Origin of the sequence: Neisseria weaveri (assembly GCF_900638685.1) — a bacterium.
Lineage (GTDB): Bacteria > Pseudomonadota > Gammaproteobacteria > Burkholderiales > Neisseriaceae > Neisseria > Neisseria weaveri.
In genome coordinates this window covers 539,395-564,094 of the sequence record NZ_LR134533.1, presented here as the reverse complement: position 1 = coordinate 564,094, position 24,700 = coordinate 539,395, and the positions used below count along the sequence as shown (strand labels likewise).

Sequence of the window (24,700 nt, the reverse complement as noted above, 5' to 3'; positions counted from 1 at the left end):
AGTGTGTTTGACGGATGAAGATTTTGGTAACCGGCGGTGCCGGTTTTATCGGTTCTGCGCTTATCCGATACCTGGTTTCGCAGACTGGCGATGATGTGTTGAATTTGGATAAGCTGACTTATGCGGGCAATTTGGAATCGCTGGCGACGGTTTCGGATAGCCCGCGTTATGCGTTTGTACAGGCGGATGTCTGTGATTATCCGGCGGTGGAAAAAATACTGTTCGAATACGAGCCGGATGCCGTTGTCCATTTGGCGGCGGAGAGCCATGTCGACCGCTCGATTGAGGGAGCGGCGACATTTATTCAAACCAATATTGTGGGAACGTATACTTTGCTGGAAGCGGTATACCGGTATTGGTGCAGGAGGCCGTCTGAAAAAAAAGCGGTTTTCCGTTTCCATCATGTTTCCACCGATGAAGTTTATGGGGATTTATCGGATGGCGGCGGGCTGTTTACCGAGCTTTCTCCTTACCGGCCCAGCAGTCCTTATTCGGCTTCAAAGGCTTCGGGCGATCATTTGGTACGCGCATGGTGCCGAACATACGGGCTGCCGGCGGTTATCACCAATTGTTCCAATAATTACGGGCCGTGCCAGTTTCCGGAAAAGCTGATTCCGTTGATGATTTTGAATGCGCTGGCAGGCAAGCCGCTGCCTGTTTACGGCGACGGTTTGCAGATTCGCGACTGGCTGTATGTTGAAGATCATGTGCGCGCTTTGTATGCGGTATTGAAGTCGGGGCAGTCCGGGGAAACTTATAATATCGGCGGTTGTTGCGAGAAAACCAATTTGGAAGTGGTGGAGACAGTGTGTGCTTTGCTGGAGGAGTTGGCACCCGACAAACCGGCGGGCGTGCATCGGTATGCGGATTTGATTGAATTTGTCGAAGACAGGCCGGGGCATGATGTGCGTTATGCCGTGGATATATCTAAAATTTCATGCGAATTGGGTTGGAGGCCGTCTGAAAATTTTGAGTCGGGTATCCGTAAAACGGTTCAATGGTATTTGGATAACCGATGGTGGTGGCAGTCGGTTTTGGACGGATCATACCGTGAGGGCAGATCCGGTGAAAAGGATGGGGTATGAAAGGTATCGTATTGGCAGGCGGCTCGGGAACGAGGCTGTATCCGGTAACGCGCGGCGTGTCGAAACAGCTGCTGCCTGTTTACAATAAGCCGATGATTTATTATCCCTTGTCGGTGTTGATGTTGGCGGATATCCGCGAGATTTTGGTGATTACGACGCCGCAGGACAATGCTGCTTTCCGCCGTTTGCTGGGAGACGGTTCGGATTTCGGCATCCATATTGAGTATGCCGTGCAACCGCGTCCCGAAGGCTTGGCGCAGGCTTTTTTGATCGGGCGGGAGTTTGTCGGCAACGATAATGTGTGTTTGGTGTTGGGCGACAATATTTTTTACGGCCGGTCGTTTACCCAAACGTTACAGCAGGCGGCGGCGCGTCAGGCGGGGGCGACGGTATTTGCGTATCAGGTTAAAGACCCGGAGCGTTTCGGTGTGGTGTCGTTTGATGCCGAGGGTAAGGCGGTATCCATTGAAGAAAAACCGCTTTGTCCTCAGTCTGATTGGGCGGTAACCGGTCTGTATTTTTATGATAACCGTGTGTTGGATTTCGCTGAAAAAGTCAGGCCGTCTGAACGAGGCGAGCTGGAAATTACCGACATCAACCGGATGTATTTGGAAGCGGGTTTGCTGCATGTACAGCGTTTGGGGCGCGGTTTTGCCTGGCTGGATACCGGTACGCACGAGCGTTTGCATGAGGCGGCGGCTTTTGTGAAAGCGGTGGAGGGTTTGCAAAATCTGCAGATTGCCTGCTTGGAAGAAATCGCGTGGCGCAAAGGCTGGCTTTCAGACGGCCGTTTGGCCGAGTTGGCGCAGCCGATGTTGAGAGAAGAATACGGACAATATTTAATGCGTTTGCTGAAATCGCAATGAGGCCGTCTGAAAATTTTGCCTATGAAGATTATCGATACTTGTATTCCTGATGTTAAAATTCTCCGTCCCGAAATATTTACCGATGAACGCGGTTGTTTTATGGAAACCTTTCGTGAAGCGTGGTTTGAGCAATATGTCGGCCGGTCGCGTTTTGTACAGGAAAACCATTCCCGTTCTGAGTCAGGTGTGTTGCGCGGTCTGCATTATCAGATGACGCAGCCGCAGGGCAAATTGGTGCGGGCGGTTTCGGGCAGTGTGTTTGATGTGGCAGTGGATATGCGCCGCTCTTCGCCGTATTTCGGTAAGTGGGCAGGCGGTGTGTTGTCGGCGGAAAACGGCTGCCAAATGTGGATACCGGAAGGCTTCGCGCACGGTTTTTGCGTGATCGGTAGCGGGCCGGCGGAGTTGGTTTATAAGTGTACGGATTATTACCATCCCCAATCGGAACAGGTGCTGCGTTGGGATGATGAAACGGTCGGCATAAACTGGCCTTCGGCGTGCGCACGGATATTATCGGATAAAGACAAGGCAGGCCGGGCATTGGCTGATGCCGTTTGTTTTGATTAGTATTTTTTCAGACGGCCTGATATAGGTTCGAGCAGGATACGGAATAATAAAATGGCAATATTGGTGACAGGCGGATTGGGATTTATCGGTTCGCATACGGTGGTATCGTTGCATGAGGCAGGATACGAAGTCGTGATTTTGGATAATTTATCCAATGCTTCGGAAAAAGCGCTGCCTCGTTTGGAGCAAATGCTGGACAGGCGTTTGGCATTTTACCGTGGTGATGTGCGCGACAGAATGCTGTTGCAAACTGTATTTGCAGAGCACCGGATTGAAGCGGTTATCCATTTCGCAGGTTTGAAGGCAGTAGGCGAGAGCGTGCGCGAACCTTTGGAATATTACGATAATAATGTAATGGGCAGCTTGATTCTGCTGGAAGAAATGAAGCGTGCCGGCGTGTTTACTTTCGTATTCAGTTCGTCTGCCACAGTTTACGGTTTGCCCGAGACCGTGCCGATGACGGAACAAATGCCGACGGGTGCGACTACCAATCCTTATGCGACATCAAAATATATGGTCGAGCGCATGCTGGCCGATGCCGTTACGGCAGACACGCGCTGGAATATGATTATTTTGCGTTATTTCAATCCGGTCGGCGCTCATGCGAGCGGTATGATAGGCGAGAATCCAAACGGTATACCCAATAATCTTTTGCCGTATATCTGCCAAGTTGCAGTCGGCAAGCTCAAACATTTAAACGTATTCGGCGGTGATTACCCGACTCAAGACGGTACGGGCGTTCGCGATTATATTCATGTGATGGATTTGGCAGAAGGCCATCTGAAAGCTTTACAGGTCAAGTCAGGGCAATGCGGTCTGCATGTTTATAATTTAGGCAGAGGCATAGGCTGTTCGGTTTTGGAAGTGGTGTCCGCTTTCGAGCAGGCTTCCGGCGTGCATATTCCTTATGTTATTTCCCCGAGACGTGACGGCGATATTGCCAGCTATTATGCCGATACCGTGAAAGCCACCGCCGAATTGGGTTGGACGGCCAAGCGTGATTTGCATGAAATTATGCGCGATGCTTGGAACTGGCAGAGCAAAAATCCGAACGGATATGAATAAAACCAATTGTTGAAGGAAGACCGGATAAGATGAAACTGATTATCTTGGACCGAGACGGCGTGATTAACCATGACCGCGATGATTTTGTGAAATCGGTCGACGAATGGGTGCCGATTGAGGGAAGCATGGATGCGATTGCTTTCCTGACCGAAGCCGGATACACGGTTGCCGTTGCCACCAACCAATCGGGAATTGGCAGAAAATATTTCACCATGCAGGACTTAAACGAAATGCATGCCAAAATGCACCGTCTGGTTCAGCAGGCCGGCGGACGCATCGACGGCATTTGGTTTTGCCCGCATTTGGCCGATGATAAATGCGATTGCCGCAAGCCTAAGCCCGGTATGGTGGTCGATATTTTAGAGCGTTTTAATGCAGATGCGGAATCGACTTGGCTGGTCGGAGACAGCTTGCGCGATTTGCAGGCGATTGCGGCAGTCGGCGGAAAGCCGGCGCTGGTGCTGACCGGCAAAGGCACGAAAACTTTAAACCAAAACGGTCACGAACTGCCCGAACATACCGAAGTGTTTGAAAACCTGCTGATGTTTGCCCAATATTTGGTACAGGATAAATCAGACTCTGAAGAATAGCCGGAAGGCCGTCTGAAAAATAAAGGAAGACATAATGCTGCTGATCAGAAATTTGATTTATTGGCTGGTGTTGGTGGTGGCAACATTGGTTTTATTTACGCTGATTATTCCGTTTTCATTGATACCCAAAGGCGCAAACCGAGTGGGGCGCTGTTGGGCTTTGCTGCTGATGTGGCTGCTGAAAAATGTAGTCGGTTTGAAATACCGCGTGATCGGTGTGGAAAATATTCCTACCCGGCCTTCCATTATTTGCAGCAAGCACCAATCGGGCTGGGAAACATTGGCTTTGCAGGAGCTGTTTCCGCTGCATGTTTTTGTGGCCAAACGCGAGTTGTTTAAGATTCCGTTTTTCGGCTGGGGATTGAAGCTGGCGAAAACCATAGGCATCGACAGAAGTAACCGCAGGGAAGCAAACAAACAGCTGATGGAGCAAGGCTTGGCGCGCAAAAAAGAAGGTTTTTGGATTGCTATTTTCCCGGAAGGTACGCGTGTTGCGCCGGGCGAGCGTGGCAAATACAAGCTGGGTGCGGCGCGTATGGCCAAAATGTTTGAGATGGACATGGTGCCGATTGCATTGAACAGCGGAGAGTTTTGGCCGCGTAATTCTTTTTTCAAATATCCGGGTGAGATTACTGTGGTGATCGGAGAACCAATTGCCCACGATTCCGGTTCGGCGGAAGAGTTGATGGCCAAGTGTGGGCATTGGATTGAAGAGCAGCAGAAGCAGATCAGCGGTATCGGGCCGAAAGCGGCAAAGGCCGTCTGAAAATTTGCGATAGGGTGGCGGTTTTGTCGATAATCACTTATTTATTTTCAGACGGCCAATCGGTAGATTTGCTGCTTAAGCGCAATACCAAGAAAAATATTATTATTCGCCCGCATGCCGCAAACCGGTTGTCTGTCGGCATACCGAAAACCATGAGTGAAGCCCAGTTGAAATCTTGGTTGGGGCAAAACGAAGATGTTTTGCGTCGGGTTTTACTGCGTTGCCCGAGCCGTGAATTAATCGGGCAGATGCCGTCATTTATTTGGTATAAAGGCCAACGTTGTGCTTTGGCATTACATGAATATCCGCACATTGCCTATCGGGATTCGGCGATTTATGTGCCCGATTTGCCTTGGCCGAAACAAAAGTTGCTGTTGTGCCGTTTTTTGATGGATCAGGCAGAAAAAGAGTTGTTACCCAGATTAGAGTTTCATGCCGATGCTTTGCGGCTTTATCCGGCGGCAACGGCGTTGAGTTCGGCAAAAACATTTTGGGGCGTGTGCCGCAGTCGGACCGGTATCCGTTTGAATTGGCGTTTGATTGGTGCGCCGGAGTTCGTGACCGACTACGTTTGCGTGCATGAATTGTGCCATTTGGAGCATCCCGACCACAGCAGGGATTTCTGGAATAAAGTCAACCAATCGACGCCGTATACGTTGGCGGCAAAACAATGGCTGAAACAATATGGTTCGGAGCTGTTTGTGTTGGGTTAGTAGGAAGTCAGCATACAAAATGAAAGACGGGTTAAGGACTGACTGCTGAACAGTGAGCTGTGATATGTCTTTAAATAAAAAGCCGCGCTGAAATAGCGCGGCTTTTTTCAGACGGCATTAGGTCGTCTGAAATTTATGCGTTGAAAGGACGTACTTCCAAACCGAACATCGCGCGGGCCGTGTTCAACATTTGGCAGCTGAAGCCCCATTCGTTGTCATACCAAGCAAATACTTTAACCATATTGCCGCTGGTTACTTTGGTCAGCGTGCTGTCAAAAGAGCTGGCTTGGGTAGTGTGGTTGAAGTCCATAGAAACCAAAGGCAAGGTGTTGTAGTGCAGAACGCCTTTCATAGCGCCTTCGGAGGCAGCTTTAACAATGCTGTTGATTTCTTCGGCAGTAGTGTCGCGGCTGGCTTCAAAACTCAAGTCAACCAAAGATACGTTGATGGTCGGAACACGGATGGCCAGGCCGTCCAGTTTGCCTTTCAATTCAGGCAGTACCAAACCTACGGCTTTTGCCGCACCGGTTTTGGTCGGAATCATGTTTTCCATACCGCTGCGCGCACGACGCAAATCCTTGTGGCGAACATCGGTTACGGTTTGGTCGTTGGTCAAAGCGTGGATGGTGGTCATCACGCCTTTGCTGATACCGATGCCGTCATTCAATGCTTTGGCAACAGGAGCCAAGCAGTTGGTGGTGCATGAAGCATTGGAAACCACGGTCATTTCAGGAGTCAGCACATTGTGGTTTACGCCGTAAACAACGGTAGCGTCAACATCATCGCCGCCGGGTGCGGAAATCAAAACTTTTTTGGCACCTGCTTCCAAGTGAACTTTTGCCGCAGCTTTGCTGGTAAACGCACCGGTACATTCCATCACCAAATCCACGCCCAAATCAGCCCAAGGCAATTCGGCAGGGTTGCGTGTAGAGAAGAACGGAATGGCTTTGCCGTTGATAATCAGGTTTTTTTCATCATGGGCGACATCCGATGCAAAGCGACCGTGAACGGTATCGAATTTGGTCAGATGGGCATTGGTTTCGATGCTGCCGCTGGCGTTGACGGCTACAATTTCCAATTGATCTTCCAGTTTATAATCATAAATCGCGCGCAATACTTGGCGACCGATACGTCCATAACCGTTGATGGCAACCTTAATGCCCATAATTTGGTCCTTTTATATCTGTTTAGCGTTAATCGGGAAATGCGGACGGTATTGTCCAAAATGGTAAGCCAGATTATATCGCAATGTAGTATTGTGTAGTCAAGAAACAATCGTTTTTGTGACTTCCGGGCCGGTTTTGCGGTTTGCGACGGAATAAATCGGGATGATTGTTAGCACATAAACGGTTTTTGCAGATAAAAAAAACCATCTATACTAAGGGGAAAGTATAGATGGCCAAACACATTACGGGGAAAACGTCTTACTCACTACCTACTCTTTTCAGAGTAAGTATTGCTCTGACAGGTCGAATTATATAATAGTTCCCGATTATTTGTGTTAATTTTAGTAAATAAATTATTTATTTAAATAACTTTATGATTTTAATAAATAAAAAATGATTTTTTTATGCTGGTTGAATAAACGTCCATTCTCCGGGCTTTAATCCGTGTGTATCCCAAGTGTCGAAACGCTCTCTATGCAGCTGTTCGACGCGGTTACCTACGGCGGCAATCATTCGTTTTACTTGGTGATATTTACCTTCTGTTATAGTCATTAACAGGGTAATCGGATTTTCTAAAACGGCTTCTGCTGCGTAAACGGTTTCTTCGTCATCATGTAGTAATACTCCATTTTTCAGAATGTGGCATAGGCTGTCATCAGCAGGGTGTTTTAGGGTGACGCGATAGAGTTTGGGTATTTTGTGTTTCGGTGACGTAACCCGATGGTTGAACTGTCCGTCATTAGTAATCAGGATAACGCCGGTTGTGTCTGCATCCAGTCTGCCTACCGCCTGCATATCTATTTGCCGCATATGGTCGGGAAAAAGACTGAAAATACTGGGATAGTGTTGGGGTTTGTGCGAGGTTTCGTAGTCTGCCGGTTTATTGAGCAGAATATAGAAATAGGGCATGGGAACAACGGTAATGGGTTCGTCATCGACAGTCAGGGTGAGGACGGTTGCAGGGTCAATCTCGCTTTTAGGGTTGTCGGCGGTTTGTCCGTTGATGGCGATGTAGCCGTTTTCGATTAAGCGGCTGCATTGTTTACGGCTGCCGAGACCTTGAGATTGGATATATTTGAGTAGTTGCATGGAATAGTGTTGGGGAGGTATGAAATTTTCAGACGGCATCATTGTACACGAGTTGGTTTTGTCTTTCTTTACGCTTTAAACTTGATAGATCAGATGTGCCGAATTAATCGATGCTATCCGGATTGCTGGTTTATATACTTTATATATGTGTGTGCAGGAAAGGCATTACTGCTTGATACGATACTGTACCGGCCATCATGTCGTTTAGGCAAAAAAATCGCCCCATTTAAGGGGCGCAAAAGGAACACAAACCACTACCAAAACTTTTTAACCGGCTAAGTGTTTTATTTGATTGTCTGCCGGATAGAGTGCTTTAACCAAATCGGAAGGTGAAAGCGTAAAATCTCTTTCTGTATCAAGCATCAGTCTTCCGAGTTGAGGGGTCAGCTCCAAAAGGTGCATGTCGACTGACTGCTGTAAATTCTTTTTTGTTTGTTTTATGCGGCGTTGCAGGGAGTGGACGACGTTGTTGTAGCGGTTGTCCTGTCTGCTTAAAATTTTGTTGGTGGTTATCCAACTGAGCCGCGTTTGTTCTTGCTCTGCCTCGATTAATACGATGGCTTGCTGTTCCGGCAGGTTTTGCGGCGTCAACATATAGTATTTGCCGTCGAAAGTAACGTATTCTGTTTTTTCGATTACCGGTTGTTTACCGCTTTGCATGGCGATGAACAGGTGTGCAGTTTGTTGGTGCAGTTTGAGTATGTCGGAGGAAATCTGCTTAAAAATGTTTTCAGGCATTTCGGTCTCCTTGTGACTGCATGTCTGTAACTGTTGGGCGTATATTACGGAAAAAAACAAAATAATGCAAATGATAATTGTTATTATTTGTGAAATGTTATTTAAGCTAATGTTTTTAAAATAAAAAAAGTTTTAGATATTTTTATTTCATAAAAGAATTTGATGTTTATCAAGTCGGGTCGGATGGGAAATATCGGGGAGGAAAGGGATTTTTCAGGTGTGTTTTTACTTTGGCTTTGGCTTTTAGTATGATTCTGTTCGAATTGGCCAGTAGAAAATGAAATTGAAATGAGCAACCGTCAGATTATTCTAGATACGGAAACAACCGGACTTTATGCCAACAACGATGACCGCTTGGTAGAGTTTGCCGGTTTGGAAATGGTGAACAGGCAGTTCACCGCAAATAATTTGCATTTATATGTGCATCCCGAGCGTGATATGCCGGAAGAAGCCGCAGCCGTACACGGTTTGACAATCGAAGTATTGGAGGAAAAAAATGCACCGGTTTTCGCCGAAGTAGGGAGGAGGATTGCCGATTTCCTGCGCGGCGCGGAACTGATTATCCACAATGCCAAGTTTGACGTGGGCTTTTTGAATATGGAGTTTACCCGTATGGGCTTGCCGACAGTTGAGGAACTGGGCTGTACGGTAACCGATACGTTGGCTATGGCCAAAGAAATGTTTCCCGGTCAGAAGGCGAGCTTGGATGCATTGTGTACCCGTTTTGAAATCGACCGCAGCAAGCGTGTTTTTCATGGTGCGCTAATTGACTGCGAGTTGTTGGGTGAAGTTTATTTGGCGATGACGCGCGGCCAGTTCAGCTTGGTGGATAATTTGCAGGATGAAGTATCTGCCGGTGAGGAGGCGCAGAAAACGCAGAGACCCGAATATTTGAAAGTCCTTTGCGCCGATGAAGGAGAGTTGGCCTTGCACGAAGCATATTTGGACGCTTTGGATAAAGCTTCAGACGGTCAATGTGCTTGGCGTATGGGTATGCAGGGAGAATCGGTTTGAAAAATATCGTATTGATTCCTGCAGCCGGCGTCGGTGCGCGTTTTGGTGCGGGAAAGCCCAAGCAATATGTGGAAATCGGCGGTAAAACGGTTTTGCAGCATACGTTGGATATTTTTCTGCGTCACCGTTCGATTGACCATATTGCGGTTGTATTGTCGCCGGAAGACGCATTTTTTCAGACGGCCTCCATTGAAAAAACCAGTATTTTGAAATGTGGCGGCGAGACGCGTGCGGAAACGGTACGCAACGGTATAGATGCTCTGTTTGCAGCCGGTTTGGTTGAAGAGGGCGACCGTATTTTGGTACACGATGCCGCGCGTTGCTGTTTGCCCTCAGAAGCATTGGACCGTTTATTGGCTGTTGCCTCTGAATCGGTTGATGGTGCGGTTTTGGCCGTGCCTGTTGCCGATACGTTGAAACGTGCCGATTCGGCAGGGTGTGTGGAAATGACGGTTTCCCGGCAAGCTCTGTGGCAGGCGCAAACGCCGCAGCTGTTTCCGGCCGGTTTATTGAGACGCGCCTTGGCTGTGCCTGATTTATCGTCGGTAACCGATGAAGCGTCGGCTGTGGAGGTTTTGGGAGTCCGTCCTTTGCTGGTGTTGGGCGACAGCCGCAATTTGAAGCTGACTTTGCCGCAAGACGAATTGATTGTACGCTTGCTGTTGGCGCAGAATGCTTGAAATAAAGATGAGGCAGCCGTCTGAAAATTTCAGACGGCCTTTCCGGTTTGATTTGATATTTAGGATTTAGATGATGAAAATTCGCGTGGGTCAGGGATACGATGTTCACCAGTTGGTGGAAAACCGCCCGTTGATTTTGGGCGGTGTAACCATTCCGTTTGAAAAAGGTTTGTTGGGGCATTCGGATGCCGATGCGCTTTTGCATGCGCTGACGGATGCGTTGCTCGGGGCGGCAGGTTTGGGCGACATTGGCAGCCATTTTCCGGACACGGCGGCAGAGTTTAAAGATGCGGACAGCCGCGTTTTGTTGCGGAAGGCTTATGAAAGTGTTCAGGCTGAAGGCTGGCGGGTGGTGAATGTCGATACGACGGTGGTGGCGCAAAAACCGAAATTGGCACCGCACATTCCCGCCATGCGTGCGAATATCGCCGCAGACTTGGGTTTGCCGGAATCTTCTGTCAACATTAAAGGTAAAACCAACGAAGGCTTGGGTTATTTAGGCCGGCAAGAGGGCATCGAAGCACAGGCGGTGGTGTTGTTGGAGGCCGTCTGAAAAATGGCGGCAGCTGCGTTTGCAGTTGAAAAGTGTTAGCATACGGCGATTCATCATTAGGTTTACGGAGAATAGATAAATGGCATCTCAAGACGATTTAAAACGTATTGCCGCTGAAAAAGCGGTGGAATTTGTGCCTGAAAACGAATATATCGGCATCGGCACAGGTTCGACAGTAAATTTCTTTATCGAAGCTTTGGGTAAAAGCGGCAAGAAAATCAAAGGTGCGGTATCGACTTCCAAAGCATCTTCCGATCTGCTCGCGCGTTACGAAATTCCCGAAGTATCGCTGAACGATGTAATGGGCTTGGCGGTTTATGTGGACGGTGCGGACGAAGTGAACCATTCCCTGCAAATGGTCAAAGGTGGCGGCGGTGCGCACTTGAATGAAAAAATCGTTGCCAACGCTTCCGAGAAATTTATCTGTATTGCCGATGCGAGCAAGTATGTATCGCGTTTGGGTAAATTCCCGCTGCCTGTGGAAGTGGTGCCGATGGCGCGTTCGATGGTTTCGCGCAAACTGTTGGCCATGGGCGGGCAGCCTGAGCTGCGTGTCGGTTTTACCACGTTTAACGGCAACCAGATTGTCGATGTACACGGTTTGGACATCAATTTGCCGCTGACGATGGAAGACGAAATTAACAAGCTGACCGGCGTGGTGGAAAACGGCATTTTTGCCCGAAACGCCGCCGATGTATTGGTTTTGGGCACGGAAGACGGTGCGAAAGTCATTTACCCGGGCGACTGAGGTTTGCTTGGACGATAAGCAGCTTCAGCCTTGCGTGGTTTAATAAACTGCATAGGGCTGGCAGCCAAACAGGCCGTCTGAAACGGTTTTCAGACGGCCTTTCTGATTTTGGAAACGTATGAAAAAGCGGATATTGACCGTATTGCCGATTGCCCTGCTGCCTGCGTTCAGTGCGGCCGAAAAACCGGAATGGCTGGAAATAGGTTCGTATATTGCCGAACAGGTGGCGGAATATGTGTGGGAACAATATACCGGCGAGCGGCCGCCGACGGCAGAACAAGCCGTTCAATACAGCGGTAAAGTCGTGGCGGTGCATGACGGCGATACCGTGCAGATCAGGGACGGCAACGGACGCAAACACAAAGTGCGCTTGGCGTATGTCGATGCGCCGGAATTGCAGCAAAAATACGGTACGGAGTCGCGCAATGTTTTGCGTTCGGCAGTGCAGGGCAAAACCGTAGACGTAACCGTTTATGAAAAAGACCGTTATCAGCGCGAAGTGGCGCGTATCGTTTTGCGCGGCTATGACGTAAATTTGGCCATGATTAAAAAAGGCCATGCCTGGCATTATGTTTCCATTGCCAAAAAGAAACAGGGCAAAGCCGTGTTTGCCGAATATGCTTATGCCGAATCGCAGGCCAGAGCGAAAAAGTTGGGCTTGTGGAAAAGCCATGCGCCCGAAGCACCGTGGGATTACCGCCGCAAGATGCGCGGGCAACAACACGGCACATCCGGCGGCAGACCCAAAGAAACAGGCTGGTTTGAAGGATGGTGGTAACACTCTTGGACAGCCCGCTTATTCATTATTTCAGACGGCCTGCCGCAGTCAAACTGCCGGATAAAAAAGTTTTATTGTTTTTTCCGGCGGATATTTTAGAATTTGAGGCCGTCTGAAAATTTAATTCCGCCATTCATTATGAACAAACAAATCCGTCAAGAAATCTTCGAGCGTTTGCGCGAGGCCAATCCGCATCCGACCACCGAATTGAATTTCAACAGCCCTTTCGAGCTGCTGATTGCCGTGTTGCTGTCGGCGCAAGCCACGGACGTGGGCGTGAACAAAGCCACCGCCAAACTGTTTCCCGTTGCGGACAATCCGCAGGCCATGCTGGATTTAGGCTTGGAAGGCGTGATGGAATACACCAAGACCATCGGTTTGTATAAAACCAAATCCAAACACGTTATCGAAACCTGCCGTATTCTTTTGGAACGGCACAACGGCGAAGTGCCGGAAAGCCGTGAAGCCTTGGAAGCCTTGCCCGGCGTGGGCAGAAAAACGGCGAATGTGGTGTTGAATACGGCGTTCAGACATCCGGTGATGGCGGTGGATACGCACATTTTCCGCGTGTCGAACCGAACCAGAATCGCCCCGGGTAAAAATGTGCGCGAAGTTGAAGATAAGCTGATGAAATTCGTACCGAAAGAATTTCTGATGGATGCCCACCACTGGCTGATTCTGCACGGACGCTACACCTGCAAAGCACAGAAGCCGTTGTGCGAACGCTGCCTGATTAACGATCTGTGCGAATACCCTGCCAAAACAATATTAACTGTTTAATGAGCTGGGGTATGTTTTATGGGCGGTCAGACGGAAAAACGCTTGCGCCGATTGATGACAGGCCGTCTGAAAATCTATTTAAAAAAATGTAAAGATGTTGTTTGGCAAGCATTTAATTTTTCGGTTTTCGTGCATAAAACGATTTTTTCTTTTACAATTCCCTCTGCTTAAGAATAACGTCATTATATTATCATTTCATTAAGGAAAACCCCTGTGAACAAAATGCCTAAATATATCGCTGTATTGACAGCTGCCGTTGTAGCGGCCGGTTTGAGCGGTTGTGATAAAGCCGAAATTTTGAGCAAAAAGCAGGAAAGCACTTTGGTCAAATCGGTGGAAGCCGAAACCGATAACGGTAAAATCAGCATGTTGCTGCCTGATTTTACCAAGCTGGTGGAGCAGGAAGGCCGTACGGTGGTCAACATCCAGGCAATCAAATATCCGACCAGCGTTGCCGAGCAGGAAGACGGCATTGATTTGAACCAATTTTCCGATAATGATCCGTTTTACGAGTTTTTCAAACGCTTAGTGCCGAATATGCCCGAAATGCCGCAGCAGGAAGACGATGGCGAATTGAACTTCGGTTCGGGCTTTATCATCAGCCCCGACGGCTATATTCTGACCAACACGCACGTGGTTGCGGGCATGAACCAAATCAAGGTAATGCTGAACGACAAACACGAATACATGGCCAAACTGATCGGTTCGGATCAGCAGTCTGATGTTGCATTGTTGAAAATCGAAGCAGAAAACCTGCCTGTGATCAAAGTGGGCAACGCCAAAGATTTGAAACCGGGCGAATGGGTGGCCGCCATCGGTGCGCCGTTCGGCTTTGATAACAGCGTGACCGCAGGCATCGTATCCGCCAAAGGCCGCAGCCTGCCGAACGAAAACTACACGCCGTTTATCCAAACCGACGTCGCCATCAACCCAGGCAACTCCGGCGGCCCGCTGTTTAACCTGAAAGGCCAAGTGGTCGGTATCAACTCGCAGATTTACAGCCGCAGCGGCGGATTTATGGGCATTTCCTTTGCCATTCCGATTGATGTGGCCATGAACGTGGCCGATCAGCTGAAGACTACCGGTAAAGTACAACGCGGCCAATTGGGCGTGGTAATTCAGGAAGTTTCTTACGACTTGGCCAAGTCGTTCGGCTTGGACGCAGCGACCGGTGCGCTGATCGCCAAAGTGTTGCCGGGCAGTCCGGCCGCGCAGGCAGGTTTGCAGGTCGGCGATATTGTACGCAGCGTGGATGGCGAAGTGGTGCGCGCTTCCAGCGATCTGCCGGTGATGGTCGGATCGATGCAGCCGGGCAAAGAAGTGACTTTGGGTATTTGGCGTAAAGGTAAAGATTTGGAGGCTAAGGTCCGTTTGGGTTCGACTACCGCCACCGTAAACGAGGGTCAAGCCAATCCGCAAAGTCAGACCAATCCGCAAAATATTCAGTCGTTTTCGATTGAAAATACCGGCTTGACGCTGCATACGCGCGAAACATCGGGCGGTCGCCGTTTGGTGGTGTTGAGGGCGGAAGGTGCGGCCGCGCGTGCAGGTTTGCGTCGCGGCGATTTGATTTTGTCGGTCGGCAGAATCAATGTTGAAGACGAAGCCACATTCCGTGCAGCAATGGAAAGTGCCGGTAAAAATATTCCGTTATTGGTTCAGCGCGGAAACGACACGGTATTTTTGGCCCTGAACTTACAGTAAACGAATATTGTCATATTGACCGTGTTGTTTATGCGCATGATTTTCAGACGGCCTCAAGAGGCCATCTGAAATCTTTTGGCACAACCTTTTAGACCTTTAGAAAGGAACACAATCATGTCTGCCAATCCCAGCATTCTTTCCCACGTATCGCTCGGTACCAACCGTTTTGAAGAAGCGGTGGCGTTTTACGACAAAGTGCTGGCTTCCCTCGGCATCGGACGGACTTTGGATTTAAGCGAACATCAAGCCGTGGCTTACGGTCGCGCCTATCCTGAATTTTGGATTCAGGCGCCATGCGACGGCCAGCCCGCGCAAACCGCCAACGGCGTACACATCGCGTTTTATGCCGAAACCCGCGAAGAAGTCGATGCCTTTTATCAAGCGGCTTTGGCCGCAGGCGCGAAAGACGACGGCGCACCCGGCCCGCGCCCGCATTACGGCAAAGAATATTACGGCTGCTTTGTGCGCGATTTGGACGGCCACAAAATCGAAGCCATGGCTTGGCTGGCCGAGTAAAACGGCTGATGCTTAATTGAGGCCGTCTGAAAACCTGCTTTTCAGACGGCCTATCTATATAAACGCAAACTATATAAACCTAACCGCATCGGCAACATACGCCTACTGCCTGCCGTTTCAGTCTTGTATAATCTTTTCTTTTCCGCACCACCTTCCCTATTTGTTGAGAAAACTTATGACCAAACCCATTATCCCGCGCGGCCCCGTGATGGCCGATGTCCACGCCTTCCGTCTCACCGACGAAGAAAAACAACGCCTGCTCGACCCTGCCGTCGGCGGCGTGATTTTGTTCCGCCGCAATTTTGAAAACGTTGCCCAACTTAAAGAGCTTGTAAGCGAAATCAAAGCATTGCGCTCTCCCGAACTGATTATCGCGGTCGATCATGAAGGCGGGCGCGTGCAGCGGTTTATCGACGGCTTTACCCGCTTGCCCGCCATGAATGTGCTCGGCGAAATTTGGGATACGCAAAGCCCCGAAGTGGCCAAAGCGCAGGCCGAGCAGGTGGGCTGGGTGTTGGCAACCGAATTGAGCGCGTGCGGCGTGGATTTGTCGTTCACACCCGTGCTGGATTTAAACTGGGGTCAATGCGCCGTAATCGGCAACCGCAGTTTCCACGGCAAGGCTGAAATCGTTACCGAGCTGGCGCTGGCTTTGCAGAAAGGCTTAAACAAAGGCGGCATGAAATCGTGTGGCAAACACTTCCCCGGCCACGGTTTCGTCGAAGGCGACAGCCACCACGTTTTGCCACAAGACGACCGCAGTTTGAACGAATTGGAAGCCGCCGACATCGTGCCCTTTCGCCGCATGAGCGCGGCAGGCATGGCGGCCGTGATGCCCGCTCATGTGGTTTACCCGCAAGTCGACAGCCAACCGGCGGGCTTTTCGGCCAAATGGCTGAAAGATATTCTGCGTGAAGACATCGGCTTCAACGGCGTGATTTTTTCAGACGACCTCACTATGGAAGGCGCGTGCGGAGCGGGCGGCATCAAAGAGCGGGCAAAATTATCGTTTGATGCCGGCTGCGACATCGTGCTGGTGTGCAACCGCCCCGATTTGGTCGACGAATTGCGCGAAGGCTTTGTGATTCCGGCTAACCCCGCATTGGCCGACCGCTGGCAATACATGGCCAATACCCTGCCCGCCGAACAAGCCGCCGCCGTGATGGAAACGCCCGAATTCAAAGCAGCTCAAGCCGCGACGGCCAAACTGGCCACGCCGAAAGATACTGCCGGCGGCGTGAAAGTGGGCGAGGCGTTTTAAACACACCGTTTTCGGGAATCTGCTTGATAAGCGGTGCATTCACAGTTAAATGTTTGTGTTGATAACAAACCGCATATATTGACGTAAAGGCCGTCTGAAAATTCAGACGGCCTGTTGGATATGAAAACGGTTTGATAAATACAAAAGTAGAAGCTGAATTTTATATTCGGATTGCAGTTTGATTGATCAGGTGAGGCCGTCTGAAAATTCAGATGGCCTTTTCATATCGCAGAGGTAGATGAAACGGGAGTTGGAGGCGGCTTGTCGCGTGATTCGGATTGAAGTGTCATAAAGGGATTAGTCAGCTTTTATAGATCAGGCCGTCTGAAAAATAATCGGTTTTTTCAGACGGCCTGATCCATTTTTGCCTGCTTAAGTGTATTTGCAGCGTATATCAAAAACCGCCTTATTCGCTATATAATACGGGCTTTGAAGCAAGATTGCGAAACAGGAGAAATCATGAAACCCGAAACCATCGCCCTGCACGCCGGTTACGAACCGGAGCAGACCACCAAAGCGGCAGCCGTGCCGATTTATCAAACCACCAGTTACACCTTCGACAATACCCAGCACGGTGCCGATCTGTTTAACCTGAATGTGGCCGGTAATATCTATACCCGCATCATGAATCCGACCACTGCCGTTTTGGAAGCGCGCGTCGCGCAATTGGAAGGCGGTATTGCGGCATTGTGCGTGGCCAGCGGTATGGCGGCGATTACTTATGCCGTGCAGACTTTGGTGGAAGCGGGCGACAACATTATCGCGACCAAAACGCTGTATGGCGGCACATATAATCTGTTTGCCCACAGCCTGCCGCGTCAAGGTATTGAAGTGCGTTTTGTTGATCCGGACAAGCCTGAGCAGATTGCGGCGAATACCGACGAGCGTACGCGTTTGGTTTATTGCGAATCCATCGGCAATCCGGCGATTAACGTGATCGACATCAAGGCTTTTGCCGAAGCGGCGCATGCACAAGGCTTGCCGTTGATGGTGGACAATACCGTGCCTTCTCCGGCTCTGTTCCGTCCGATCGAACATGGTGCGGATATTGTGGTTCAATCTTTGACCAAATATATCGGCGGACACGGTACCAGCATCGGCGGTGCGATTATCGACGGCGGTAAGTTCCAATGGGCGGGCAATCCGCGTTTTGATAAAGTGTTCAACCAACCTGATCCGTCTTACCACGGAGTAAACTATTGCGAACATTTCGGCCCGGCAGCCTATATCGCCCGTGCGCGCGTAGTGCCTTTGCGCAATACCGGCGCGGCCATCAGCCCGATGAATGTGTTCCTGTTGCTGCAAGGCTTGGAAACGTTGGCGCTGCGTATGGAGCGTCATTGCGAAAACGCGTTGAAAGTGGCGCAATTCCTGCAAAACCATCCGCAAGTGGCTTGGGTAAACTATCCGGCTTTGGACAATAGTCCGTACAAAGCCCTGATCGACCGTGATTACAACGGTAAAGCTTCCGGCCTGCTCAGCTTCGGTATTAAAGGCGGCCGCGAAGCCGGTGCGAAATTTATCGACGCTTTGAAGCTGTTCCTGCGTTTGGTGAATATCGGCGATGCAAAATCTTTGGCCTGCCATCCTGCGACAACCACGCACCGTCAGTTGGATGCGAACGAATTGGCGGCGGCCGGTGTGGGCGAAGACATGGTCCGCCTCAGTATCGGTATCGAGCACATCGACGATTTGCTGGCTGATTTGAGCCAAGCTTTGGAAGCTGCCAAATAAGGTTTGCCGTATAGAAAAAATGCCGTCTGAATCAGACGGCATTTTTGTTTTCGGGAAGAATCAGGTTCTTTGGTAGCGTGCGGTAAGCTGGGCTTTGCCCAATACATGGCTGTGAATCACAAAGCCGGCCATGCCGGTGGTGGCGTTTTCCGGAATCTCCGGCATTTCGCAATCGAGCGCGTAAACGGTGAAGATGTAGCGGTGTGGCGGGTCGCCGACTGGCGGATAGCAGCCCATGTAGCCCAAATCGCTGCAATCGTTCGGCAGTTGGCGCACACCTTCGGGGAGGTTGCCGCCTCCGACTTTGCCTGCGTTACGCTCCAAGCCGCGGAAAGAAGCGGGAATGCCTACGGCAAACCAGTGCCACCAACCTGCGCCGCCGGTCGGTGCATCAGGATCGTGCATGGCGACGGCAAAGCTTTTGGTGCCTGCCGGCGGTTCGGTCCAATTCAGCGCCGGAGATTGGTTTTCTTTGTCGGCCTGATAGGAGACATCAAGCAGATCACCGTCTTTGAATTCGGGGCTGGTCAGAATAAAGCTCATGATAAAACTCCTTATATCGGGTTGGAGAAACGCGGGATTGCGATGGTTATGCAAACAAACGGCTTGGGTTTGAGATTACTGCTTTTGTACAGGCAAACCGTTTTATTTGTCATATATCGCGATTGTGCCACAATGTTTTATCTTTTCAAGACAGAGGCCGTCTGAAATTTTCAGACGGCCTCTGGGGTTTAAGCGTTGAGCAGGCGTCGGATAATGCCTTCGTAAATGGAGGAAAGCTTGGGAATATCGTCCAACAAAACATTTTCATCGATTTGGTGGATGCTCTCGTTGCTGGGGCCCAACTCGATCAGCTCGGTGGCAATGGCTTTGATAAAACGGCCGTCCGACGTGCCGCCGCTGGTGGAAAGTTCGGATTCGATACCACACACTTCGGCAATGGCGGCTCTGGCTACGTCGGTCAGCACACCGGCTTGGGTGAGAAACGGTTGGCCGGAGCATGACCATTCCAAATCGTAGGTAACATTGTGTTTGTCGAGAATATCATGCACGCGCTGTTTCAAGCCGCTTTCGCTGGATTCGGTGGAGAAACGGAAATTGAATTTGATGTTTAAAAGGCCGGGAATCACATTGGTGGCACCGGTGCCGCCGTTGATATTGGAAATTTGGAAGCCGGTCGGCGGGAAATAATCGTTGCCCTTGTCCCACTCGGTGGCGGTCAATTCGGCCAATGCCGCAGCAACGGTATGAACGGGATTGATGGCCAAATGCGGATAGGCGATGTGGCCCTGCTTGCCTTTAACAGTCAGATTGCCCGACAGCGAACCGCGGCGGCCGTTTTTCAGGGTGTCGCCCAATCCGTTGACGGCGGTCGGCTCGCCGACGATGCAGTAATCGATTAATTCGCCGCGTGCTTTCAGGACATCAACGACTTTGGTCGTGCCGTCGTGCGCGTCGCCTTCTTCGTCGGAGGTGATGAGAAAGGCCAGGCTGCCGCTGTGGTCGGGGTTGGCGGCTATAAAACGTTCGCAAGCGGTAACAAAGCAGGCGATGCTGGTTTTCATGTCGGCTGCGCCGCGCCCGTATAAACGGCCTTCGCGTTCGGTCGGTTCAAACGGCGGTGAAGTCCAACGCTCCAACGGACCGGCGGGCACGACGTCGGTGTGTCCGGCAAAGCAGATCAACGGTGCTTCGCTGCCGCGGCGCGCCCAGATGTTTTTGGTGTCGCCGAAGTGCATTTCTTCAACGGTAAAACCGATTTTTTGCAGGCGTTCTGCCAGAATACGTTGGCAGTTTTTATCGTCGGGCGTTACCGAAGCTTCGGCAATCAGTTGTTTTGCTAAGGTGAGGGATTGGTTTTCGTTCATAATTTTTGCTCTTTCCTCTTTGTGTATTTTTGTGAATATGCGGTTAAATTACCTTGGGGGATTTATCTCTTTTATTGCGTACAAATATTTGTGAGCGGTTTTCAGCTAGCTTTGTTTCAAATATATCAATCGCTTTGACAAGATCACTTAACTTGGAATACCCATAGTTTTTACTATCAAATGATGACTGATTATTGATAATTTTTCCTACTTCATTCAAACCTGCCCAGCCATCTTCATCGCGACAATGGGCAATGGCATCGCGTAATAGGTTCATTAATGAAGTATTGCTTTTTAATTCTGCTCCTGTTTTCCTACGGATTCCTGCTTCTTGTGTTAATTCATGACTGTCATCTAGAAATAAAAATTTGTTACATGCAGCAACCAAAGCCTTGGACGATTTATTTCTCTCGCCAAAACCAATTACTTGTTTACCCTCCATCTTGATACGCATAGCTAACGGTGTGAAATCACTATCTGAAGAAGCAATACAAAACACATCTATTTTTCCTTGGAACAGTAAATCCATAACATCGATTGTCATTGCCATATCAGTAGCATTTTTTCCTGATGTGTAATCAAATTGTTGTACGGGAGCTAAAGCGTAATCTAATAATATCCCTTCCCATCCTTTTAAACTTTCTTTTTTCCAGTTGCCATAAATCTTTCTGACCATCACCGAGCCATAGCTCGCTAATTCATTAATTATAAATTCAATTTTTTTAGCTGGAGCATTGTCGGCATCAATGAATAATGCAACCGTTGATTGTTCTGTGTGGTTTTTCATTCCGTTTCCCCTTTGTATTGTGATTATTCAAAAAGCAAAAATTATCAGTAAAGGCCGTCTGAAAGTGAGTCACACGAGTTTTAGCGAAACTCGCACGACTCACTTTCAGACGGCCTTGAGATTATTCGTAGTAAGTAAATTTGGCGCGCTTCACGTTGCACAATATTTCATAGGCAATCGTGCCTGCGGCGGCGGCCACTTCGTTGATATTGACGGTGTCGCCCCACAGTTCCACTTCGTTACCCAAGCCCTCGTGCGAAGGGTCGAGTTCGACCGTCATCATGTCCATAGAGATACGGCCGATGACGCGGCTGCGGTGTCCGTTAATGGCAACGGGCGTACCGGTTTCGGCACGGCGCGGGTAGCCGTCGGCATAGCCGCAGGCAAGCAGGCCGACGCGTGTGGATTTGCTGGTGTAAAACGCAGCGCCGTAGCCGACGGGTGAGTGCTGCTGCAAAACGCGTTCCCCGAACACGCGTGTGCTGAGCCGCATGACCGGCTTCAGGCGCGGGTCGGTTTTGCCGAACGGGTCGACACCGTACAGGGCGATGCCGGCTCGCCCCCAATCACGCCGTGCGGCAGGGTGGGCAAGGATGGCGGCGGAGTTGGCCATGCTTTCTTCGCCTGCCAAGCCTTCGCAGCCGAGATCAAAGGCTTCGATCTGCATTTCCGTCATGCCGTTGTCGGTTTCGTCGGCGCAGGCGAAGTGGGTGAATTTGACAATGCTGTCGACGGCTTTTTGCTGTTTCAGTGCGGTATAGGCGGCAGCGTAGTTGTGCGGAAAGAAGCCGGCGCGGTGCATGCCTGAGTCCATTTTGAGCCATACTTTGACCGGATTTTGCCAATTGTGGGCGGCCAATGCTTCAAGCTGCCATTGGCTGCACACGGCCGGCCAGAGGCGGTGTCGGTCTACCAAAGCATATTCGGCGGCTTCGAAAACGCCTTCAAGCAGCAGGATGGGTTGGGTAATGCCGTTTTCACGCAGTTCTACGGCTTCGTGAATGGTGGCGACGGCAAAACCGTCGGCAAGGTCTGCCAATGCATGTGCGCAACGCACGGCGCCGTGTCCGTAAGCGTCGGCTTTAACGACAGCGAGTAATTTGTTGCCGTGAATGGCTTTGAGCGTTTGATAGTTTTCGCGTAAATAATCCAATCGGATTTGGGCGTTTAAAGGGCGCATAAGGTTCCTTGGGTCTTCAGGAGGCCGTCTGAAATTTTCAGACGGCCAAACGGTATCTGTTTAAGCCGTTATTGTAAAACCGATGTTGATTGTCGGATAGGGCAATCGGCCGGTTGCGGTTATGTGAAGTCCGCGCTTGTTATCGAGGCCGTCTGAAAAACAGCAGCCCGATATTGAAGCCGTCTGTTTGCCGTATCGTAAAACAGTGAAACAGTCTGGGGATTTATCAGTTATAGCGGGAAAGGTTCAAATCGTCGCTACGGACTTCGGGTGTTAAACCACAGGCTAAGTCGGCGGCGATTTTGGCCGAGCCGAGCGACATGGTCCAGCCCAATGTGCCGTGTCCGGTGTTCATAAACAAATTGTCAAAGCGGGTGCCGCCACCGACAATCGGCGTGCTGTCAGGCGTCATCGGGCGCAAACCGCTCCAGAAAGAGGCTTGCGTCAAATCACCGCTGCGGGGATATAAATCGTTAACCACCAGCTCAAGTGTTTCGCGGTGTTGCGGTAACAGCTTGATTTCATAGCCCGACAGTTCCGCCATGCCGCCGATGCGGATGCGTTGGTCGAAGCGGGTAATGGCGACTTTATAGGTTTCATCGATAATGGTGGAAACCGGTGCGGCCGATTCGTCGGTAATCGGTACGGTTAATGAATAGCCTTTCACCGGATAAATCGGCAGGTTTAACCCCAACTGCTGCATAACGGGACGGCTGAAGCTGCCCAAGGCACACACGAATACGTCGGCTTCAAAGCGTTGCCCGCCAGCGTAAACCGCGCGCAAGGTGTTGCCGTTGGTTTCAAAACGCTCGATAGGGCGGTTAAATTCAAACGATACGCCGTTTTTTTCGCATAATCCGGCCAAACGTTGGGTAAGCAGATGGCAGTCACCCGTGCCATCGTTGGGGAGATGTAGCGCGCCGGCAATTTTGTGCAGCGCGTTTTTTAATGCAGGTTCGAATGCGAGACATTGCTCCGGCGTCAGCATTTGGTAGGGCACGCCGTATTCCTGTAAGACGGCAATGTCTTTGGCTGCAGCCTGTACTTCGTATTGTGAACGGAAAATCTGCAGCGTACCTTTATTGCGGCCTTCGAAGGTGATGCCGGTTTCGGCTTCGAAACAGCGGAACATTTCGCGGCTGTATTCGGAAATGCGTACCATCCGTTCTTTATTGATGTGGTATTTTTCGTTATTGCAGTTGGACAGCATTTGACGCAGCCATTGCAGCTGCCACAGGCTGCCGTCGGGGCGGAAAATCAGCGGAGAGTGTTTCTTCAACATCCATTTGGCTGCTTTGGCAGGTATGCCCGGTGCGGCCCACGGTGTGGTATAGCCGTAAGAGAGCTGTCCGGCATTCGCAAAGCTGGTCTCCATCGCGGCGGCATCCGCGCGGTCGATAACGGTAACCCGATGGCCTGCTTTAGCCAAAAACCAAGCGGTGGAAACGCCGGCTACGCCCGAACCCAACACAATAACATCCATTTACCTGCCCCTGTTTGTAATCATAGTGAAATAGAGAAGTCTAATTAAAATCTTACAGTGGGTTTCACTTTATTTAGCCTATAAAAATGGTTATTATGTTTTTTTATTCGGATAAAAAGTGAAAAACCAAATTGAAAGAATTAGACAAAACAGACCGCAAAATTTTAAAGCTTTTGCAGCAGAATGCCCGTATTCCGATGACGGAATTAGCCGATAAAGTAGGCTTGTCGACCACCCCGGTTACCGAGCGCGTGCGGCGTTTGGAAAGAGAGGGAGTGATCAGCGGATATCATGCGCGCCTTAATCCGCATGCTTTAGGTAAAAGCCTTTTGGTTTTTGTCGAACTGAAGCTGCGCTCAAAATCCGGCAATATTTTTGAAGATTTCCGTCGCGAAGTGGCTATGATTCCCCAAATTATGGAATGTCATTTGGTTTCCGGAGAATACGATTACCTGATTAAAGTCCGTTTGCCCGATATGTCGGCTTATCGGGATATGCTGGGCAATATTCTGCTGCAGTTGCCTGCAGCTGCAGAAAGCAGAAGTTATGTAGTCATGGAAGAAGTAAAAGAAGAAATGCTGCTGGACTTGGAGTAGTTTCTTAAAATTTTTTGAAATATTATAACAATGATTAAAAATGAATAAAAAAATGCACACATCCGTTAGAATGTGTGCCAAGTCTACAAAGGAGAAATAGAGGAGAAACTATTAATTGATCGTTGAGACCAAATAACGAAACCGATTATGCCTATTTACACGGATTCCGTCAACAATTTTACTTGTTTTATTACTTAAATTTTTGTAATCAATTTAATATTTGTAACTTTATTTCAATAAAAACTGTTAAAAAGAGTTGGACTTCATAATATCCTTGCCTGCCGTTCCGGCATTTTTCCAAATCGGACTGATGTTGCCGCCTGGTGTAAATCAGGCAGTTTCAGGTAATGGGTAGAGATAAGCGGCATGACCG

At 49.8% G+C, this 24,700-nt stretch carries 26 protein-coding genes; 18 read left to right on the top strand and 8 right to left on the bottom strand.

Going from position 1 to position 24,700, the window contains the following annotated elements; translation table 11 throughout:
* Positions 1-14: 14 nt before the first annotated feature.
* Genes rfbB through EL309_RS02805 form a run of 7 tightly spaced genes read left to right on the top strand, consistent with a single transcriptional unit; the run spans position 15 to position 5,652 of the window.
* Entirely contained in the window at positions 15-1,085 is a 1,071-nt protein-coding gene (rfbB, locus tag EL309_RS02835; RefSeq protein ID WP_004282873.1) for a dTDP-glucose 4,6-dehydratase, read from the top strand.
* On the top strand, positions 1,082-1,951 hold the full coding sequence (gene rfbA / locus EL309_RS02830) for a glucose-1-phosphate thymidylyltransferase RfbA (RefSeq protein ID WP_004282874.1): 870 nt from the start codon (positions 1,082-1,084) through the stop codon (positions 1,949-1,951). Before rfbB ends, rfbA begins: the two co-directional genes overlap by 4 nt.
* Before the next feature lie 21 nt (positions 1,952-1,972).
* Complete coding sequence (gene rfbC, locus EL309_RS02825) at positions 1,973-2,518, top strand: dTDP-4-dehydrorhamnose 3,5-epimerase (protein ID WP_004282875.1); 546 nt, start codon at positions 1,973-1,975, stop codon at positions 2,516-2,518.
* Between the two features lie 51 nt (positions 2,519-2,569).
* Complete coding sequence (gene galE, locus EL309_RS02820; protein WP_004282876.1) at positions 2,570-3,583, top strand: UDP-glucose 4-epimerase GalE; 1,014 nt, start codon at positions 2,570-2,572, stop codon at positions 3,581-3,583.
* A gap of 29 nt (positions 3,584-3,612) precedes the next feature.
* Entirely contained in the window at positions 3,613-4,173 is a 561-nt protein-coding gene (gmhB, locus tag EL309_RS02815) for a D-glycero-beta-D-manno-heptose 1,7-bisphosphate 7-phosphatase (protein WP_004282878.1), read from the top strand.
* Between the two features lie 34 nt (positions 4,174-4,207).
* On the top strand, positions 4,208-4,939 hold the full coding sequence (locus tag EL309_RS02810; RefSeq protein WP_004282880.1) for a lysophospholipid acyltransferase family protein: 732 nt from the start codon (positions 4,208-4,210) through the stop codon (positions 4,937-4,939).
* 14 nt (positions 4,940-4,953) lie between these two features.
* Positions 4,954-5,652 carry a M48 family metallopeptidase gene (locus tag EL309_RS02805; RefSeq protein WP_004282882.1) on the top strand — a complete coding sequence of 233 codons (699 nt, stop codon included), beginning with the start codon at positions 4,954-4,956 and terminating at the stop codon, positions 5,650-5,652.
* 133 nt (positions 5,653-5,785) lie between these two features.
* Here the strand turns inward: EL309_RS02805 and gap are convergent, their stop codons facing one another.
* The 3 genes from gap to EL309_RS02790 form a co-directional block, all read right to left on the bottom strand.
* Entirely contained in the window at positions 5,786-6,817 is a 1,032-nt protein-coding gene (gap, locus tag EL309_RS02800) for a type I glyceraldehyde-3-phosphate dehydrogenase (RefSeq protein ID WP_004282883.1), read from the bottom strand.
* 403 nt (positions 6,818-7,220) lie between these two features.
* Entirely contained in the window at positions 7,221-7,907 is a 687-nt protein-coding gene (locus EL309_RS02795; protein WP_040669558.1) for a pseudouridine synthase, read from the bottom strand.
* A gap of 267 nt (positions 7,908-8,174) precedes the next feature.
* Positions 8,175-8,645: a hypothetical protein gene (locus EL309_RS02790; RefSeq protein ID WP_004282886.1), complete on the bottom strand. Its 471-nt coding sequence runs from the start codon at positions 8,643-8,645 to the stop codon at positions 8,175-8,177.
* A gap of 288 nt (positions 8,646-8,933) precedes the next feature.
* Here EL309_RS02790 and dnaQ point away from each other — a divergent pair, with 288 nt between their 5' ends.
* The 10 genes from dnaQ to EL309_RS02740 all read left to right on the top strand — a co-directional run bounded on the left by dnaQ (position 8,934) and on the right by EL309_RS02740 (position 18,413).
* A complete protein-coding gene (gene dnaQ, locus EL309_RS02785; RefSeq protein ID WP_004282887.1) occupies positions 8,934-9,659 on the top strand; it encodes a DNA polymerase III subunit epsilon in 726 nt (241 codons plus the stop codon).
* Positions 9,650-10,339, top strand: coding sequence for a 2-C-methyl-D-erythritol 4-phosphate cytidylyltransferase (gene ispD, locus EL309_RS02780; protein ID WP_193777273.1), 690 nt, complete (start codon positions 9,650-9,652; stop codon positions 10,337-10,339). Before dnaQ ends, ispD begins: the two co-directional genes overlap by 10 nt.
* A gap of 73 nt (positions 10,340-10,412) precedes the next feature.
* Complete coding sequence (gene ispF / locus EL309_RS02775; RefSeq protein ID WP_193777274.1) at positions 10,413-10,892, top strand: 2-C-methyl-D-erythritol 2,4-cyclodiphosphate synthase; 480 nt, start codon at positions 10,413-10,415, stop codon at positions 10,890-10,892.
* A 79-nt stretch (positions 10,893-10,971) separates the two neighbouring features.
* Positions 10,972-11,640, top strand: a complete 669-nt coding sequence (gene rpiA, locus EL309_RS02770) for a ribose-5-phosphate isomerase RpiA (protein ID WP_004282893.1) — start codon at positions 10,972-10,974, stop codon at positions 11,638-11,640.
* A gap of 118 nt (positions 11,641-11,758) precedes the next feature.
* Entirely contained in the window at positions 11,759-12,418 is a 660-nt protein-coding gene (locus EL309_RS02765) for a thermonuclease family protein (RefSeq protein ID WP_004282895.1), read from the top strand.
* A 138-nt stretch (positions 12,419-12,556) separates the two neighbouring features.
* Positions 12,557-13,198 carry an endonuclease III gene (gene nth / locus EL309_RS02760; RefSeq protein ID WP_004282899.1) on the top strand — a complete coding sequence of 214 codons (642 nt, stop codon included), beginning with the start codon at positions 12,557-12,559 and terminating at the stop codon, positions 13,196-13,198.
* A gap of 222 nt (positions 13,199-13,420) precedes the next feature.
* The gene (locus EL309_RS02755) at positions 13,421-14,902 is read left to right on the top strand and encodes a DegQ family serine endoprotease (protein WP_193777275.1); all 1,482 of its coding nucleotides are present in this window, start codon (positions 13,421-13,423) and stop codon (positions 14,900-14,902) included.
* A gap of 114 nt (positions 14,903-15,016) precedes the next feature.
* Positions 15,017-15,418, top strand: a complete 402-nt coding sequence (locus EL309_RS02750; RefSeq protein WP_004282904.1) for a VOC family protein — start codon at positions 15,017-15,019, stop codon at positions 15,416-15,418.
* A gap of 175 nt (positions 15,419-15,593) precedes the next feature.
* Positions 15,594-16,679, top strand: coding sequence for a beta-N-acetylhexosaminidase (gene nagZ, locus EL309_RS02745; RefSeq protein WP_004282906.1), 1,086 nt, complete (start codon positions 15,594-15,596; stop codon positions 16,677-16,679).
* Between the two features lie 459 nt (positions 16,680-17,138).
* Complete coding sequence (locus EL309_RS02740; protein ID WP_004282909.1) at positions 17,139-18,413, top strand: O-acetylhomoserine aminocarboxypropyltransferase/cysteine synthase family protein; 1,275 nt, start codon at positions 17,139-17,141, stop codon at positions 18,411-18,413.
* Between the two features lie 60 nt (positions 18,414-18,473).
* On the opposite strand, the gene EL309_RS02735 is transcribed toward EL309_RS02740, so the two are convergent.
* From EL309_RS02735 to EL309_RS02715, 5 genes are all read right to left on the bottom strand, one after another.
* Positions 18,474-18,956, bottom strand: a complete 483-nt coding sequence (locus EL309_RS02735; protein WP_004282910.1) for a YbhB/YbcL family Raf kinase inhibitor-like protein — start codon at positions 18,954-18,956, stop codon at positions 18,474-18,476.
* Between the two features lie 188 nt (positions 18,957-19,144).
* Positions 19,145-20,281 carry a succinyl-diaminopimelate desuccinylase gene (gene dapE, locus EL309_RS02730; protein WP_004282912.1) on the bottom strand — a complete coding sequence of 379 codons (1,137 nt, stop codon included), beginning with the start codon at positions 20,279-20,281 and terminating at the stop codon, positions 19,145-19,147.
* A gap of 43 nt (positions 20,282-20,324) precedes the next feature.
* Positions 20,325-21,068: an NYN domain-containing protein gene (locus EL309_RS02725; protein ID WP_004282914.1), complete on the bottom strand. Its 744-nt coding sequence runs from the start codon at positions 21,066-21,068 to the stop codon at positions 20,325-20,327.
* A 121-nt stretch (positions 21,069-21,189) separates the two neighbouring features.
* Positions 21,190-22,248 carry an alanine racemase gene (gene alr / locus EL309_RS02720; RefSeq protein ID WP_004282916.1) on the bottom strand — a complete coding sequence of 353 codons (1,059 nt, stop codon included), beginning with the start codon at positions 22,246-22,248 and terminating at the stop codon, positions 21,190-21,192.
* 226 nt (positions 22,249-22,474) lie between these two features.
* The gene (locus tag EL309_RS02715) at positions 22,475-23,731 is read right to left on the bottom strand and encodes a D-amino acid dehydrogenase (protein ID WP_004282918.1); all 1,257 of its coding nucleotides are present in this window, start codon (positions 23,729-23,731) and stop codon (positions 22,475-22,477) included.
* Positions 23,732-23,862: 131 nt separating this feature from the next.
* Here EL309_RS02715 and EL309_RS02710 point away from each other — a divergent pair, with 131 nt between their 5' ends.
* Positions 23,863-24,327, top strand: a complete 465-nt coding sequence (locus tag EL309_RS02710; protein ID WP_004282919.1) for a winged helix-turn-helix transcriptional regulator — start codon at positions 23,863-23,865, stop codon at positions 24,325-24,327.
* Positions 24,328-24,700 lie beyond the last annotated feature (373 nt).